Source organism: Mycobacterium sp. URHB0021 (genome assembly GCF_054057895.1).
In genome coordinates this window covers 7,320,848-7,337,030 of record NZ_JBSRZT010000002.1, presented here as the reverse complement: position 1 = coordinate 7,337,030, position 16,183 = coordinate 7,320,848, and the positions used below count along the sequence as shown (strand labels likewise).

The following is a 16,183-nucleotide window of genomic DNA, read 5'->3' as shown; positions in this document are numbered from 1 at the left end:
GACAAATATGCCCGACTGTCCCGTCACGGTGGTGCTGCCTTGCCTGAACGAGGCGGCATCGCTGCCGGGCGTGCTGGCCGCCATGCCAGAGGGCTATCAACCGCTGGTCGTGGACAACAACAGCACCGACGGCACTGCGGACGTGGCGCGGCGACACGGCGCCCGGGTCGTCGCCGAATCGCGGCCAGGCTACGGATCGGCGGTTCATGCCGGCGTCGAGGCGGCGACCACGCCGATCGTCGCGGTGATCGACGCCGACGGTTCGCTGGACCCCCACGACATTCCACGGTTGGTCGACGAACTCGGCCGTGGTGCGGACCTGGCGGTCGGCCGCCGGCGGCCGGTTCCGGGCCTGCGCTGGCCCTGGCATGCGCGACTGGGCACCGCAGCGGTCTGTTGGCGGTTGCGCACCCGTCACGGCCTGCCGGTGCACGACATCGCTCCGATGCGGGTGGCGAACCGTGAGGCATTGCTCCGGCTGGGAGTAGCAGACCGAAGGTCGGGGTATCCGCTCGAACTGCTGGTCCGGGCGGGTGCTGCGGGCTGGCGCGTGGTCGAACACGACGTCGGATACGGGCCCCGCACCGGAGGCAGGTCCAAGGTGAGCGGTTCCCTGCGCGGCAGCGTGGTGGCGGCCCTGGACTTCTGGCGGGTGATCTCGTGATACCGGTCACGGTGCTGGTGGTGGCCAAGGCGCCGGTGCCGGGGCTGGCGAAGACGCGGCTGGCGGTAACGGTGGGTGAGCAGGCCGCCGCCGACATCGCCGCAGCCGCGCTGCTGGACACCCTGGACGCTGTCGCGGCCGCCCCGGTTCAGGCGCGAGTGGTGGCGCTCACCGGCGATCTCGACGGTGCGAGCTGCTCCGGTGAAATTCGGTCGCGGCTCGCCGATTTCACCGTGGTGGCGCAGCGCGGCGACGGCTTCGCCGAGCGACTGGCCAATGCGCACGAGGACGCGTCACGAGTCGCGCACGGGCTTCCGGTTCTTCAGATCGGCATGGACACCCCGCAAGTGACCGACGCGCTGCTGGCGGAATGCGCGCGCACCCTTGTTGATTCGGAGGCGGTGCTGGGGATGGCCCGCGACGGCGGCTGGTGGGTCCTCGGTGTGCAGGACGCGACCCGCGCGGGCTGCCTGCGCACCGTGCCGATGTCGCAGTCCGACACCGGTGAGTTGACGCTGTCCGCGTTGCTCAGCACAGGCATGAAGGTGGACCTGGTTCTCGAATTGGTCGATGTCGACACCGTCGACGACGTCGACGACGTACGTCGGGCCTGTCCGCCCGGCGGCCGGTTCGCACGTGTCACATGGAAGGCAGGGGTCTAGATATTGTTGGGCAACCTTTACGAACGCGCCCTCGACGGTGAACGATGTTGGATCCGCGAGGACGACGGCGCCGTGCGCAGGTTGCCCGTGCGCCGATGGCTTGGCGGCAGGCATGCCGACGAAGCCTTCGATCAGGCGGTGGTGAAGCTGTGCGAGGGCCCGACAATCGATCTCGGCTGCGGTCCCGGGCGCCTGGTCGTCGATCTGATCCGCCGCGGTATCCCTGCGCTCGGTGTCGACCAGTCGGCGACGGCGGTGGCCATGGCTCGACGCAGCGGTGCGCCTGCCTTGCGCCGCGACGTCTTCGGCGCGCTTCCCGCCGCGGGTCGCTGGCAGACCGCCCTGCTGGCCGACGGCAATGTCGGACTCGGCGGGGATCCGTGGCGAGTGCTGCGGCGGGCTGCCGATTTGTTGCGGCCGGGCGGCCGCTGCGTTGTCGAGTTCGATCCCTTCATCGAGGGAGTGCGCACCGCCTGGGTCCGCCTGGAGTCATCGAGAACCATTGGCCCGTGGTTTCAGTGGGCATCGGTGGGCCTCGACTGCGCGGCGAGCCTGGCCGAGGAGGTGGGATTGAGCCTGACCGCCATCTACCCCGCAGGCGCGCGGGCGGTGGCTACCCTGAGCGCTCCTTAGCACGGCGGGAAAGTGTCAGCCGCACCGCGTAAACCACTGCGCTGGTTGCGAACATAGCCGCCGTGAGCAGCAGCCACCTGCCCAGGAACGGGTCTTGCGTGAGGCCCGTTGCGGCAACGAAGGTGGCTGCGCCCTGCTTGATGATGCCGGGCAGGAACAACAGGAACGTCAATCCCGCTCCGAGTGCGGGAATCCGGATGTAGTTCAGCACCGGAACGTCGACGTCGCTGCGGTCATGTCGCCGACCCCGTTGTGCGGCAAGATGTATGCGGTCGACCAGCGCGTAGATCGGGAACAGAACCAGGTCGTGCGCGATGATCGCCGCCGCGAACCACACGATGATCGACTGCCACCACGTCCGCGGATTCCACAGCGGGGCGAGTCCGATGGTGGCGACCACGTAGCCGAACAGCGCGAAGCCGGCCACCAGTGTCAGCAGATGCAGAGGATGTGATCCATAGACTGCGCGAAATCGGCTCAACATGTGATCACACCATCCTGAAGTCAATAGCGGCAACCCATTTGGTGTTGTGCACACCGGGCAGCGCGGGAACGATGATGCGCGCCGGGTAGCCGTGGTCGGGGGAGAGGTCGGCGCCGTTGACGCGCAGCGCCAGCAGCGAGTCCTCGTCCATCACCTGATTGCCCTGCAACGTCGCCCGGTTGAAGGCGCCGAAGCGCTCCACCGATGCCACGAAGGCCGACCGCGGCTCGGGCACGCCGGCCAGCCGGGCCAGATCCCGTAGCCGGACGCCGGTCCAGGCTTCGGTGGTGGACCAACCTTCCACACATGCGATCGGCAACAGGGCGGTGTGCTGCGGCATCGCGGTGAGCGCGGACCGGTCCAGCACCACCGGTTCCGGCCCGCCCTTGAGGGTGAGCCGCCACTTGTCGCCCGTCACGTCCGGTGATATCCGCGCGGCGAACGCCGTCCTGTTGACCTGGAAGTCGTTGGGACCGCTGCCGCGGATGCGCCCGCGGGGCAGCAGCAGCGCGGCCTGGCGGGTGATCCCGCCGATGGTTTGGCCGGCGGTCAGGACGGCGACGAACAGCGCGCCACCACCGACGAGCGCGAGCGCCCCGCGCCGGCTCATGGTCGCCGGCGCGGGATCGGCGGCGACGAGCCCGTCGGGTTCGAACGGCTCCGGGCGGGTGTCGGCCCGGTCGGTGCGCAGGACGTCACGCAGCGACATCGACCGCAGCCCGGCCCACATGCGCGGAATCTTGATCGCGATGTGGATCAGGAAGCCCGCGATGAAGACCCAGGCGCCGTAGTAGTGCGCGGTGTAGAAGCTGAACCCGAAGATGTAGTCGTACTGGATGTTCAGTACCCCGGTGATGATCTCGAAGAGAATTCCGCCGACCAGCATCAACAGCGAAAGGCGTTCCAGCACTTGTGCTATGGACCGCGCCGGCGGCCAGGAGAACAACCGTGGAATCACCGACCAGAGCTTGGCGAGCACGACGGGGATCACGATGAGGCCGAGTCCGACGTGCAGGCCCTGGGTGAGCCGGTACAGCCACGACGGTTCGGTGGGCCAGTCGAAGGTGGGCAGCTTCAACCAGCCGACGTCACCCGGTATGGCCTGATGGAACTGCGGGCCGTAGGCGATGTAGGACAACAGCCCGGTGATGATGACGATCGGCAGGGTAACCAGCAGTAGCGAGCCGAACATCGATGTCAGCCAGAGTCCCCGCAGCGGACTGCGCCACCGCTGCCGTCGGACGCCGGGCGGAGCGAATCGGTCGAGGGTCCGCCAGAAACGCACGGGGAAGCCGTAACCGCCGGTGTCGGTCGGCTCGGGTTTGTCGGGACTGTCGGCGTCAGCCATGACTCAAGGCTCCACAATTCGGGCGGCACATGGAGACGTAGTGCCTGATTTATCGGTTCGCGTTACCAATTGGTCAGAATCAGATGGTTGAGAAGTAGCGCACCGATGACGTTGAGGGCCAGCCACCACCGTTGAGATCGTGCCGGCAAGAAGGCTCCGGCCGCGGTCAGCCACACGGTGAACGGCAGCCAGATGCGCTCGGTTTCGGCCTTGCTCAGCATCGAGAGGTCGGCGAACAGGATCGCCAGCAGTGCGGCCAGCACCACGTGATTCAGGCCGGCGCGCCGCCTGATCGCCGCGATGTCGAAGACACGGCCGATGCCGGCGACGCTGCCCAGCCCGATGGCGCACACGACCGAAGCGAGGTTCGCCCACGACCAGTATTGAAAGGGTCGGTCATCGGCGATGCCCTGCCAATAGCGTCCCTGCACCAACGTGTAGCCGTCGAACCACCAGAAGCCCGCGACCGCGAACACCGCGACCACGGCGAGCGCGGTGACGACGGCGGGGACCAGAGCCGAGACCGCCGCCCTCCAGTTCATCGCGGACAGCAGCACCGCCACCGCGGGCACGGCCATCAACGCCAGGCCGTAGTTGAGGTAGATCCCCCATCCCAGCAGCAGGCCGGCACCGGCAGCCGCCAGCACCGGCAGGCGCACCGCGCGGCGGACAGCCAGCACCAGCAGCGCGATGCCCCACGCCGCGACACCGGCGTAATAGCCGTCGGCCGAGACGGCGATCCAGATGGCCGTCGGCGCGACCGCGACGAATGGCGCCGCCAGCCGGGCGGTGTTCTCGTCGGCGAGGGTACGCGCCGCGACGACGATGGCGGCCGCCGCGCTGGACCCGACGAGCAGGCACAACACTGCGGCCCATGCGCCGCCGCCGAGGCCGATGCGGTCGAGCCAGACGAACGTCAGCAGCGCGCCGGGCGGATGGCCCGACACGTGGGTGATCCACGAATCCGGTTGAAAATCGGGGATTCTGCGGGCGAACGTGCGGACCGCCTCGGGGATGTCGGAGACGGTCGGGACTTGGCGGAGGTATTCGTGGCGGGCGGTCAGCCTGCCGGCAAACCCGCGTTGCCAGCCGTCGATCATGGCCAGCGAGAAGGCCCACGCGCAGGCCGTTGCCCATGTCACCCATGGCAGCACACGCCACGGCAGCCGCCCGGCGACCGCCTGACCCCACATCACGGCCGCGGCCCCGATGACGATCGCCGGGACGGTGCCCCAGCCGACGTGGGCGTTCCACCAGCCGAAGATCGGGGCGGTGTCGGCGAAGCTGTAGAAGCGCTGGGCGTTGGCTCTGATCAGCGGTGTGACGGTGGTGAGGTGCAGATGAGGTATGGCGAACGCCGCGACCACCAGCACCATGCCGATGGCGACCGCCACCCCCTCCCTGCGAGCCTTCCGCACGACCGCCAGCCTATTGGCCGTCGCTGAGTACCGGCCTGACCATTCCATGACGCCTCCCGTTCTTTCGCGAGCGTGCGTGTCTGCGGCTGACACGCCGCGAAAAAACCCGAGAATCCGCACGCTGGTGGCAATAAAAGCGTTCGTCGAGCGGCGGCCGCACCGGTAGGGTGCCTCGCGATGACCATCGACGACGCGCCGCTGTTCGGCAGCATCGCGCTGGCCGAGCGGATCGAACGGGTGGAAGCGCAATTCATCACGGCCGGGGCCGCGGCCGCCGGCGCGCGCACCGGCAAGACGACCTTCGTCATTCCGGTGGCAGGAGGCGCGGCGTGTTTCGCCGACGAGGGCTCGCCGCTGAACAAGGTGGTGGGACTCGGATTTCACGGCGTGCCCGATGCGGACGCGCTGGCAGAGATCGAGCAAGCGTTCGCCGCCGCGCGCGCACCCGCGACCCAGGTCGAGCTGGCCAACCTGGCCGACCCGGCCATCGGTGCGCTCCTGACCGGCCGCGGCTATCGGCTGGAGGCCTTCCAGAACGTGCTGGGACGGGCGCTGGGCGGCGAGGTGTCGCCGGTGGCCCCACCCGGCGTTGAGGTCCGGTCGGCCGGTGACGAACTCGAGGCCTGGCTGGATGCGGTGGTCTCGGGGTTCGCCCACCCCGACACCGATGGGGCGCCGACCCACCAGGATTTCCCGCGCGAAATCGTCGAAAAAGCCGAACGCGATGCCGAACAAGCCGGCGCCACACCGTATCTCGCGTACTACGACGGCGTCGTCGCCGGGGGCGGCAGCCTGCGGATCTCCGATGGCGTCGCGCAGTTGACCGGCGCGGCCACCGTGCCGGTTTGCCGCCGCCGTGGTGTGCAGACCGCGCTACTGGCGGCACGGCTCGCCGACGCCACCCGCGCCGGGTGCGATATCGCCGTCGTCACCACCGCCCCCGGCTCGAAATCGCAGCAGAACGTGCAGCGCCGTGGCTTTCACCTGCTCTATACCCGCGCGGTGCTGGTCAAGCCGACGCATGCTAACGGACTGATCGGTCCATAACCGCGTATCCTGGCGTCATGCCCCGTCCCCGCAAGTTCCACGAGACCGATGTCATCGCCGCGGCGCGCGATGAGTTCTGGTCGCGGGGGTACACGGCGACGTCGGTGGACGACCTGACCGCCGCCACCGGTCTCGGCAAGGGCAGTCTCTACGGGGCGTTCGGGGACAAGCACGCGCTCTTCCTCCGTGCGCTCGACGACTACATCGACTCCTCTCTCGACGATGTCCGCGCCCAGCTGCGCGATCCGAAGCACAGCGCATACGACCGGCTGCTGCGCCACATCCGCGCACAAGTCAAGGCCATCGTCGCGGACACATCGCACCGTGGCTGCATGATGGCCAAGAGCGCCGCCGAACTCGGCGGCACCGACGCCGCCGTCGAAAAGACGGTCGAACGCGCCTATGCACGGTGGACCGCGGACCTCGCCGAGTGCGTCGAGGAAGCCCAGCGCGACGGGGCGGTCGACGCGTCGCAGAGCTCCCAGGCGTTGGCCACGACGCTGCTGGCCTTCATGCGCGGCCAGGAGGCGCTGCACAAGGCCGGTGTGAAGCCCGCGCAGCTGAAGACCGCGGCCGAGGAGATGATCGCCCTCATTCCCCGAGGCTGACCCGGCGCAGAAGTCATGACCAGCACAAGCGCTCCGCCCCTGCCCACATCTGCGCGGAATATAACCGGTGCCTCGAATGTCATAGTTTTTGACTGATTAGTCCAGAACTTATGAAAGGCATGGACATGGCTCTTCTCGAAGGCAAGACGGCAGTGATCACGGGAGGCTCGACCGGCATCGGTTTCGCCACCGCAAAGCGATTCATCGACGAAGGCGCCTACGTCTTCATCACCGGCCGCAGGCAGGCCGAACTCGACTTGGCGGTCAAGGAACTCGGCGACAATGCCATCGGCGTCCGCAGCGACGTGAGCAAGGCCGAGGATGTCGATCGGCTGTACGCCGCGGTGGCCGACAGCGGCCGCAGCATCGACATCGTATTCGCCAATGCCGCGATCCTCGACGTCGCGCGGGTCGGCGAAATCACCGAGGAACAGCTCGACCGCCAGCTCGGCGTCGACTTCAAAGGTGTGGTGTTCACCGTTCAGAAGGCACTGCCGTTGCTCAACGACGGCGGGTCGATCATCCTCAACGCATCGAATGTCGCCGCTCGCGGCTCGGACGGCATCGGGGTATATGCGGCGATCAAGGCCGCCGTGCGCTCGTTCGCCCGGACATGGGCAAGTGAGTTGCGACTCCGCAACATTCGCGTCAACGCTGTGAGCCCCGGGGCGACCGAAACGCCCGGCATCGAAACGCTTGCCGGCCTGATGTTTCCCGGCCCGGACGCCAAGCGGAAGTTCGACGACTACCAGCACAGCGTCGTGCCGATGGGACGGCTCGGCAACGCCGACGAGGTCGCCAACGCGGTGTTGTTCCTGGCCTCGGATATGAGCAGCTACACCACTGGCGCCGACATCCCCGTCGACGGTGGCATCAACCAGATCTGAATCCGGCACTTGAACCGCTGCGACCCGCCGACGGGCGCAGCGGTTCGACTGCGGTTGGTTTCCCTCGGTTCGCCGCCTGTGGTTCACCGGTCGGCGCGAGTCCGCGAGATCGGTCCGTCTCGAGCCCTCACCTGCCCCGTCGGAAGCCGCCGGTCAGCCGGTTGACCTCGTCGGGACCGATCGGTGCCAGGTACTCGCCGAGCAACTCGCGCCGCCACCACACGCGATGCGACAGGAGCTCGCGTCTAGTGCTGAAGCGGTAGCGGTACAGAGTTGCCCGGATGTATGCCGGTGGACGGGCAGCGAAGGGATTGTTCCCCAGTAGCCGCATGATCGCGGGCTCGTTGGTCAGCATGCCCCGACACAAGGGGCCCAGCCACGACTGAGCGTAGGACGGCGAAATCGCAGCGAACCACATCAGCCAGTCGAGCCGAAGGTGGTACGGACTCCATTGGCGCGGCCGCCGTCGAACGTCGCCGGGCTTGCCCTTGAAGTCGTACTCGATCCACATCGTCTCATCGGACAGGCTGGCATCGGCGGTGCCTTCGAAGATCACCTCATCCCTACTGCGGCCGACGGTGCCGAACGCGCCGTAGGCATTGACCAGATGCAGCGGTTCGAAGGTGCTGTTCATGCGCTGTTTGCGGGACACGAGGTTGCGCGCCGGCCGCCAGCTGAGCACAACCACCACCACAGTGAAGACCATGACTATCGCGATGAACCAGAGTGGCTGTGTGACAGGCGAATTGGCCGGAGTCTCGATGCCGAACGCTGATGCCCATGTCGACGTATCGATCACGCTCGCAGCCAGAACGATCGTCAACCAGTTGAGCCACGCGAAGTTCCCCGAAAGGACGAGCCACACCTGTGTCACCACGATGATGGCCGCAGCGAAGCCGGCGACCGGCTGCGGAGCGAACAAACCGAACGGAACCACGAGCTGTGCCAGATGATTGCCGGCAACTTCGATGCGGTGAAATGGGCGCGGCAACTGATGGAAGAACCAGCTGAGCGGGCCCGGCATGGGTTGCGTCTCGTGGTGATAGATCAGGCAGGTGAAGTCCCGCCAGCACCGGTCGCCCCGCAGCTTGATCAGCCCGGCGCCGAACTCCACCCTGAACAGAAGCCATCGCGTCATCCACATCACCAAAGCGGGTGGAGCGGTCTCGTCGTTGCCGAGAAACACCATCAACAATCCGGTCTCGAGCAGTAGGGATTCCCAGCCGAACGCGTACCAGATCTGCCCGACGTTGACGATCGACAGGTACAACGCCCACAGCGCGAGCCACAGCAGCATTGCCAGCCACACCGGCACCGCGTCGGCCAGGCCTGCCACCACAGCCGCCGAAACTGCCACGCCGGTCCAGCTGACGCCCGCGAAGAAGCGGTCCGAGTAGTGGAGGTGAAAGACGCTCGGTGCGTTCCGAAACGAACTGCGAGCCACAAACTCCGGCACGGGCAGCAGCCCGCGACTGCCCAACAGGCCGCGGAACTGGCGGGCCGCGCAGACGAAGGCGACGACGTACACTGCAGCGACGCCTCGTTCCAGAATCTCCCTGCCCCACCACCATTCCGGGGCGACGAGCCAGTCCATCGCTGGATCCTTCCGGATCGCTCAGCCGCTGTGCATCACGGAGGAGTGACGCCGCGGGCAGATTCCGGGCTTCCCATGGCACCGGTGCCACTGTGGATGGCGTAGCGGCCGAGCAATGCGCCCAAACCGATCATGCCCACCGCCAGTCCCAGGTGTAACCAGTTGTCGGCGGTATTGACCGGCACGAAATTCGCCGTGCTCGAATGGTCGATCGCCAGGCCGTAGAGCCACAGCACGAGGTAGATGACTCCGCCACCGATGAGGTATGCCTTGGCCGCAGCGAAGGTCCGCGCGAACGCAATGCCGGCGACACCGAACAGAAGGTGCAGCACCGAAACCGCGAAGATGCCGAGGAGCATGCTGCCGGAATGATGGCCGGCCCAGGTCAGCTCATGCAAGCCGGTGGTCAACCCGGGAACGAAGCCGGCGATACCCACGATGACGAACACCACCCCGACCATCAATGCGGCCAATTGAACCGGTGGCCGTCCACGAGCGCCGGTGGATTCGTGAGTCGTCATGCCAGGAACTCTCTTCGGTGATTGTCGAACGCGGTCACGTCGAGCCACGTACCCCCGCAGTCCGTGATCAAACGATGTCCGCCGCGAAGGTCTTCGCGGTGCAAACGGTTACCGAGGCCCCCACGATGCATCACACCCGGTCAGACGCCGCAGTGCGCGGTGCATAACGCAGTACCGCTGCGATGCCGTCGCGCGGTTGGGTAGCGTCATCTGCTCTTACCAGCGCAGCATCGATGGCGACCGCTGCCAGCGGCAAGGCTTCGTCGGCTCGCACAATATGGGCCGACGTGCTGCCGAGCTCTGACAGCACATTGGCATTGGGCCCGATGTGCGTGCGGCTGTCGCCGAGCACCACCGTGGAGTCGCCGAGGTCACCGATGATCAACGTCTCGACCGCGCCCTCGCGGAGCGCCGCGCACACACCCGGCAGTCCTTCGGTCGCCAGCCCGGATTCGCGTCCGGTCTCCGCTCGGAAAATTCGCACCGCCTCGTCGACGACCTGGTGTCGGAGCCGTGCGAGATGGTCGGTGATCTCGGCCTGCAATGCCTCATGGTCGACGCTGTGACGCGCTCCCGCGTGGACTTCGACGACGAGATCGGCGACCCGTCTCGGCAGCATCTCGGTGAAGTGGGAACAGGAGGCGATCTCACCGACGACGAACAGTGCCACCGGAGCGGTGTCATCGATCGCCGAGGTGACCTCGGCCGCTGCAGCACGCAGATTCTTCCGCCCGGCTTCCTCGGCGCGCCGCTGGGGATCGCCGTAGCCGGGCGTCTCCGCGCCCGACGCCTTGTGCACCGGATATCCGCCACCGTCCACCGCAGTAGTGCGGTCGTGCCCGCCGCGATGCACCGTGATGTCGGCACCGGCGTGATCGACAACGGCCGTGACGTATGTATCGTCGGCCACCCCGTCGGCGACCATGGGAATCAAGTAAGGCAGGTCGGACACCCGGATCTCCGACATTTCGGGGGAACGAGCCAGCCGGCCCGACAGCAGCACTCCACGCCCTGCGATCACGCCGCGGCCGCTTCGGCCCACCGCCGGCGCTCGCTCGAGTGCAGCGCGTTGCACCGCAGAGGTCAGGTCCGCATCGGCGCCCTGACGCTCGAGCTCGGAGGCGATGTCCTTCCACCGCACTTGCAGCTGTGCAGCGGCGTCCTCGGTGTCGTGCGAATCGTCGAAGTACACGGACGCAAACGGGCCGTCCGCGTCTGCGAGCGGTCGAAATCGCTCGGGTTGCATACATACTCCTTTCGTTCCGTCCTGCACGTCGGATGCCCGCAGCCGACCGAGTCAAACCGCGACGTCGATGCGCGGAAGGGGTCGGTAGACAGACTTCATCGCCTGATCGTCACCTCGGATCTGGGGAGCTTTATCACGGGTGCCGACATGTTTGCACCGATCTGCCGTAGAAGTGCAGCGGTGCGCACGGGGTCGTCCGCGGTGTCATCTTCGGAAAGCTCCGCAACGGCACAGATTTGGGAAAACACCGGGGTGCGGGCGGTCATGCTGTTGTGCCCGACGACCACCACGACCGGTGTCGGCGCCGCCCATCGCGCCACTACCACAGGTAGCTTGCCCGCCAAAGTCAGGTCGTCGAGGCGTCCCTCGCCGGTGATCACGAGGTCGGCGCCGTGCGCGCGTCCGTCGAAGTCGAGCAGATCGAGAAAGTAGTCGCCTCCGGAGACGATACGTCCGCCGACCATGAGCGCCGCAAATCCGATCCCTCCTGCCGAGCCGGCGCCGGGCGTCACAGCCCACCGCCCAGCGTCCGGCCAGCCCGTCCTCTTGATGCCCGAAACAAGCTGTCTGAGGCCTGTTTCCAGATGCTCGACGTTGGCGGCCGAGGCACCCTTCTGGGGCGCGAACACCATGGTGGCGCCGTCGGGACCGAGGAGGGACTGGCGACGTCGCCGGCGACCACGAGTTCAACACCTCGGAGATCGACGGCATCGTCGGCGCTCACCGACTGGATGTGATGAAGGACGGCGGCCGATGGTTCGACCTGTCCTCCGTCGGCGTCGGCAAAGGTGAGGACTCGCACGTCTACCTTCCCTTTGTCGAATGACTACGAGCGCGGCGTCGAGCCGACGAGCGCCGACGGTGCGGCCGGTGATGCACCGAAGGCCGGCGGTGAGTCGCCGTCCGCCTCGGTCGTCTTCTCGGTGGGCTCGTCGAGCGGCGGCACTTCATCACCGGCGAAGACTTTTCGCGCCCGGTCGACGTCGAGTTCCCCGTTCCACCTGGCGACAAAGAGGGTGGCCACTGAGTTGCCGATGAAGTTGACCAGCGCTCGACATTCGGACATGAACTTGTCGATGCCGAACACCAGCATGATGCCGATCGCCGGGATGTGCCCGATCGTGCTCAACGTCGCGGTAAGCGCGATGAAGCCGCCGCCCGCGACGCCCGCGGCACCTTTGGACGTCAGGAGCATCACCGCGAGCAGGCCGATCTGCTGACTGACCGACAGCGGCGTGTTGGTGGCCTGCGCGATGTACAGCGCCGCGAGGGACAGATAGATCGCGGCACCGTCGAGATTGAAGCTGTAGCCGGTCGGAACCACGAGGCCGACGGTCGGCTTGTTGACGCCGGCGTATTCGAGCTTGCGCATCAGTCCGGGCAGTGCAGGCTCAGCGGTTGAGGTGCCGAGGATCAGCAGCAGTTCCTCACGCAGGTAGCGAAGCATGTGGAAGATGTTGAGCCGCAGGTAGGCCATCACCGAGCCGAGCACCACGAACACGAAGAGGGCGGAGGTGACGTAGAACAGCAGGATGAGGCTGCCGAGGCTGGTCAACGTGGACACGCCATACTTGCCGATCGCGTATGCCATCGCGCCGAACGCACCCAGCGGTGCAAGCTTCATGATGTAGGACAGCACCTTGAAGACGATCTTGGTCAGCCGGTTGACGGCGTCGAGTACGGGGCCGCCGATCTGACCGACGGCGTTGAGTGCGACACCGAAAATTACTGCCAGGAAGATGATCTGGAGGATGTCACCCTCGACGAAGGGACCGAACACACTATCGGGCACGATATGGGTGACGAACTCCCACCAGTGCTGCGTCTCGCCCGTGCTGATCAGCTTCTGCGCGGACTCGCTGGCCTCGATCTTGCCCGGGTCGGCGTTGACACCGTCACCGAGCCGGAACAGATTGATGGCGACCAGACCGGCGATCATCGCCAGGATGGTGCCGACCTGAAAGTAGGTCAGCGCCTTGATCCCGGTCAGCCCGACCTTTTTCAGATCGGCGACGCTGGCGATGCCCCCGACGATCGTGAGGAACACGATCGGACCGATCAGCATCTTCATCGCGGTGACGAACGTGGTGCCGATGGGCTCCATCGCCTGACCGGCGGTCGGGGCGACCCAACCCACCAGGACGCCGATCACGATGGCGAATAGCACCCAGAAGTACAGTTGCCGATACCAACGTTTCTTTGGGGTCTGTGTTGTCATGACGTAACCTCTTGTGTCCGTTGCGGTGTGGGTCAGGCGGGCGTCAGGGCCGGGGTCAATGCGGCGATCACCGCGTCGGTCATTTCGTTCGTGTCGGCCGAGCCGCCGATATCACGGGTCAGCACACCGCTACCGGTGGCGGCCTCGATCGCGGCCTCCACTCGACGGGCCTGGTCGTGCAGTCCAAAGTGGTCCAGCATCAATGCCGCACTGGCGATGGCGCCGATGGGATTGCTTACGCCCTTACCCGCGATGTCTGGCGCGGAGCCGTGCACCGGTTCGAACATGCTGGGAAAGCGTCGCTCAGGGTTGAGGTTTGCACTCGCGGCCACGCCAAGGCTGCCGGCCAACGCCGAACCGAGATCGGAGAGGATGTCGGCGTTGAGGTTGGACGCCACGACGACCGACAGGTCCTCAGGGCGCAGGATGAACTTCGCGCTCATCGCGTCGACCAGAACGCTCTCGTTCTCCACGTCCGGGTAATCGGCTGCTACACGTTTGAAGACCTCGTCCCACAGAACCATTCCGTATTGCTGGGCGTTGGACTTGGTGACGCTGGAGACTTTCTTGACCCGACGGGTCCGAGCCAGATCGAACGCGTAGCGGATGATCCGCTCGCAACCCTTCTCGGTGAACAGCGCGGTCTGCAGGGCGACCTCATTGCCCGGCCCGCGGCCTGCCAGATTCCGCCCGCCAAGCCCGGCGTACTCACCCTCGCTGTTCTCCCGAAGGACTACCCAGTCGAGATCGTGGTCGTCGGCCTTGCGCAGTGGCGAGACGACGCCGGGGAGGAATTTCACCGGACGGATGTTGGCCCACTGGTCGAAGTTCTGCGTGATGTTCAGCCGCAGACCCCAGAGGCTGACGTGGTCGGGGACGTTCTCCCAGCCCACCGCGCCGAAATAGATCGCGTCGAAGGCTTGCAGGGTCTCCAGCCCGTCGGCGGCCATCATCCGGCCGGTTCGTTCGTAGTACTCGCAGCCCCACGGGAACTCTGTCCACTCGAAGGAGAACGTGCCACCGGAGCGCGCGGCCAAGGTGTCGAGCACGCGGCGACCGGCGGCGACGACTTCCTTGCCGACCCCGTCGGCGGGAATCGCTGCGATCTTGAAGACTTGCTGAGTCACGGGAATCTCCTGGGTTGGTTGTTGTGCGCATCACAAGTGCGTGGATTCCATTAGGACGCCACAGGCCACGCTGCGTCTAAGACCAACTTGCGATTCGGGGTATAGGCTGGGCCTATCAACGCTGATCAAAGAGGTGGCGATGGAGGTTCGGCAGCTGAAGTTCTTCCTCGCGGTGGTCGATCACGGCGGTTTCAGCAAGGCTGCCGAGCAGTTGATGGTGGCGCAGCCGTCGCTGTCACAGGCCATCGCCGGCTTCGAACGCGAGTTGGGGATGCCGCTGTTTCACCGGGTCGGACGCGGCGTGGTTCTCAGCGACGCGGGTAAGGCGCTGGTCGGGCCGGCCCGGGTGGTGCTCCGCGACGTCGACGAGGCCGCGGCCGCCATGCGCGAGCTGAAGGGCCTGCGCGGGGGCCGGGTGGATGTGATCACGATGCCGTCACCCGGCATGGAGCCGCTGACCGCGATCCTGACCGCGTTCGCGCGTCAGCACCCCGACGTCACGGTCAATGCCGAGGCTGGTTTCACCCCGGACGAGGTGCTGGACAGTGTTCGCAGCGGTGCCTGCGAGATCGGCATACTCGGATCGGCTGAGCCCACCCGTGCAGCAGATTTGGACGTCGTTGAGCTGGAAAGTCAAGCACTCGTGCTGATCTCGGGACCAGACGCCGAATGCCGGGAGGGGCCCACCATGCGGCGCGACGAGCTGAGCGGTTGTCGGCTGATCGTGTCGCAGCGGGGCTCGCTCATGCGGGCCCTGGTCGACGATGTGCTCGCGCATGGCATCGATATCACAATCGTCGCCGAGATCGCCCATCGGACTTCGATTTTGCCAATGGTCCTCAACGGCCTGGGCCGGGCGGTGATGCCGTCATCGTGGACGCAGACCGCCCAACGGGCAGGAGCGACGGTGCAGCGGATCGTGCCGGAGTCCTACCTGCACGTGGCAGCCGTGAGCCGGCGAAGCCATCTGACGGCCCCCGCCAAGGCGCTGATGGCCGAGGCCCGTCGTTACGGCGTGTCGGCCGCAGACACGCACGCTCGCGCCAATGACTAGTAGAGGACCCGGCGCATGTTGTCCTCGGCGTAGTACTTCTCGAGCTCGGCGAGGCTCATGTCTTTCTTGAGTGCCTGGGTGAGCTGAGCGACGCTCGGCACCGCGGTCGGGTTCCAGGTCGACGGGTCCCAGGTGTTCGAGCGCAGAAATGCCTTGGCGCAGTGGAAGAAAACCTCCTCGACGTCGATCTCCAGCGCCAGGATCGGCCGATTGCGCTCGACTTCCAACGCATCGAAGTAGTCCGCGTCGGCCACTATTCGTGCGGAGCCGTTGATCCGGAGCGTATCGCCGCGGCCGGGGATGAGGAACAGCGTGCCGACGTACGGGTGCTCGAGCACGTTGAGATAGCCGTCGACCCGTTTGTTGCCTGGCCGTTCCGGGATCGCGATGGTGGTGTCGTCGATGATGTGGACGAAGCCGGGCGGGTCACCCTTGGGAGACACGTCGACGCGGCCCTTCGCGTCCGTCGTCGCAACGAAGCCGAGCGGGGCATGTGCCAGCCAATGCTGTTGGGCCGCTGTGAGCCTGTCGCCGACCTTGTTCGCAACGTACTTGTTGGGATGCCCGACGATCTCGCGGAGCTCGTCGACGGTACGGACCTCGCGGCGCATGCGTCTATCATGCCTGCCCGTTGCCGTTCGGTGGGCTCCCGTTCATTTTGCCGACGCAGGC

The 16,183-nt window shown here is 66.4% G+C and carries 16 protein-coding genes and 1 pseudogene; 7 read left to right on the top strand and 10 right to left on the bottom strand.

What is annotated here, in order from left to right:
* The first annotated feature begins 7 nt into the window (after positions 1-7).
* The 3 genes from ACVWWN_RS38000 to ACVWWN_RS37990 are packed head-to-tail and all read left to right on the top strand — an operon-like array spanning position 8 to position 1,959.
* Positions 8-664, top strand: coding sequence for a glycosyltransferase family 2 protein (locus tag ACVWWN_RS38000; protein ID WP_457148470.1), 657 nt, complete (start codon positions 8-10; stop codon positions 662-664).
* Positions 661-1,326, top strand: coding sequence for a TIGR04282 family arsenosugar biosynthesis glycosyltransferase (locus ACVWWN_RS37995; protein ID WP_457148469.1), 666 nt, complete (start codon positions 661-663; stop codon positions 1,324-1,326). The genes ACVWWN_RS38000 and ACVWWN_RS37995 overlap by 4 nt, the downstream gene beginning before the upstream one ends.
* 3 nt (positions 1,327-1,329) lie before the next feature.
* On the top strand, positions 1,330-1,959 hold the full coding sequence (locus tag ACVWWN_RS37990; RefSeq protein ID WP_457148468.1) for a methyltransferase domain-containing protein: 630 nt from the start codon (positions 1,330-1,332) through the stop codon (positions 1,957-1,959).
* On the opposite strand, the gene ACVWWN_RS37985 is transcribed toward ACVWWN_RS37990, so the two are convergent.
* The 3 genes from ACVWWN_RS37985 to ACVWWN_RS37975 form a co-directional block, all read right to left on the bottom strand.
* On the bottom strand, positions 1,940-2,443 hold the full coding sequence (locus tag ACVWWN_RS37985; protein ID WP_457148467.1) for a hypothetical protein: 504 nt from the start codon (positions 2,441-2,443) through the stop codon (positions 1,940-1,942). The genes ACVWWN_RS37990 and ACVWWN_RS37985 overlap by 20 nt on opposite strands.
* A 4-nt stretch (positions 2,444-2,447) precedes the next feature.
* A complete protein-coding gene (locus tag ACVWWN_RS37980) occupies positions 2,448-3,791 on the bottom strand; it encodes a molybdopterin-dependent oxidoreductase (RefSeq protein ID WP_457148466.1) in 1,344 nt (447 codons plus the stop codon).
* A gap of 62 nt (positions 3,792-3,853) precedes the next feature.
* On the bottom strand, positions 3,854-5,209 hold the full coding sequence (locus tag ACVWWN_RS37975) for a hypothetical protein (RefSeq protein WP_457148465.1): 1,356 nt from the start codon (positions 5,207-5,209) through the stop codon (positions 3,854-3,856).
* Positions 5,210-5,386: 177 nt separating this feature from the next.
* Between ACVWWN_RS37975 and ACVWWN_RS37970 the strand changes: the two genes are divergently transcribed.
* From ACVWWN_RS37970 to ACVWWN_RS37960, 3 genes are all read left to right on the top strand, one after another.
* Positions 5,387-6,256: a GNAT family N-acetyltransferase gene (locus ACVWWN_RS37970; RefSeq protein ID WP_457148464.1), complete on the top strand. Its 870-nt coding sequence runs from the start codon at positions 5,387-5,389 to the stop codon at positions 6,254-6,256.
* A 17-nt stretch (positions 6,257-6,273) separates the two neighbouring features.
* Positions 6,274-6,864, top strand: a complete 591-nt coding sequence (locus ACVWWN_RS37965) for a TetR/AcrR family transcriptional regulator (protein ID WP_457148463.1) — start codon at positions 6,274-6,276, stop codon at positions 6,862-6,864.
* Positions 6,865-6,989: 125 nt separating this feature from the next.
* Complete coding sequence (locus ACVWWN_RS37960) at positions 6,990-7,751, top strand: SDR family NAD(P)-dependent oxidoreductase (RefSeq protein WP_457148462.1); 762 nt, start codon at positions 6,990-6,992, stop codon at positions 7,749-7,751.
* Positions 7,752-7,878: 127 nt separating this feature from the next.
* Here ACVWWN_RS37960 and ACVWWN_RS37955 read toward each other — a convergent pair whose 3' ends face one another.
* The 6 genes and pseudogenes from ACVWWN_RS37955 to ACVWWN_RS37930 form a co-directional block, all read right to left on the bottom strand.
* Positions 7,879-9,345, bottom strand: coding sequence for a lipase maturation factor family protein (locus ACVWWN_RS37955; protein WP_457148461.1), 1,467 nt, complete (start codon positions 9,343-9,345; stop codon positions 7,879-7,881).
* Between the two features lie 35 nt (positions 9,346-9,380).
* Complete coding sequence (locus ACVWWN_RS37950) at positions 9,381-9,866, bottom strand: DUF4383 domain-containing protein (protein WP_457148460.1); 486 nt, start codon at positions 9,864-9,866, stop codon at positions 9,381-9,383.
* Positions 9,867-9,996: 130 nt separating this feature from the next.
* Positions 9,997-11,112, bottom strand: coding sequence for an Rv2629 family ribosome hibernation factor (locus ACVWWN_RS37945; RefSeq protein WP_457148459.1), 1,116 nt, complete (start codon positions 11,110-11,112; stop codon positions 9,997-9,999).
* Positions 11,113-11,207: 95 nt separating this feature from the next.
* Positions 11,208-11,759, bottom strand: a pseudogene (locus ACVWWN_RS37940) (glycerate kinase); the annotation flags it as partial.
* A gap of 179 nt (positions 11,760-11,938) precedes the next feature.
* Positions 11,939-13,330 carry a C4-dicarboxylate transporter DctA gene (gene dctA, locus ACVWWN_RS37935; protein ID WP_457148458.1) on the bottom strand — a complete coding sequence of 464 codons (1,392 nt, stop codon included), beginning with the start codon at positions 13,328-13,330 and terminating at the stop codon, positions 11,939-11,941.
* 32 nt (positions 13,331-13,362) lie between these two features.
* Positions 13,363-14,457, bottom strand: a complete 1,095-nt coding sequence (locus tag ACVWWN_RS37930) for a tartrate dehydrogenase (protein WP_457148457.1) — start codon at positions 14,455-14,457, stop codon at positions 13,363-13,365.
* A gap of 139 nt (positions 14,458-14,596) precedes the next feature.
* On the opposite strand from ACVWWN_RS37930, the gene ACVWWN_RS37925 reads away from it, so the two are divergent.
* A complete protein-coding gene (locus ACVWWN_RS37925; RefSeq protein WP_457148456.1) occupies positions 14,597-15,511 on the top strand; it encodes a LysR family transcriptional regulator in 915 nt (304 codons plus the stop codon).
* On the opposite strand, the gene ACVWWN_RS37920 is transcribed toward ACVWWN_RS37925, so the two are convergent.
* Complete coding sequence (locus tag ACVWWN_RS37920; protein WP_457148455.1) at positions 15,508-16,122, bottom strand: MSMEG_1061 family FMN-dependent PPOX-type flavoprotein; 615 nt, start codon at positions 16,120-16,122, stop codon at positions 15,508-15,510. The genes ACVWWN_RS37925 and ACVWWN_RS37920 overlap by 4 nt on opposite strands.
* Positions 16,123-16,183: the final 61 nt, after the last annotated feature.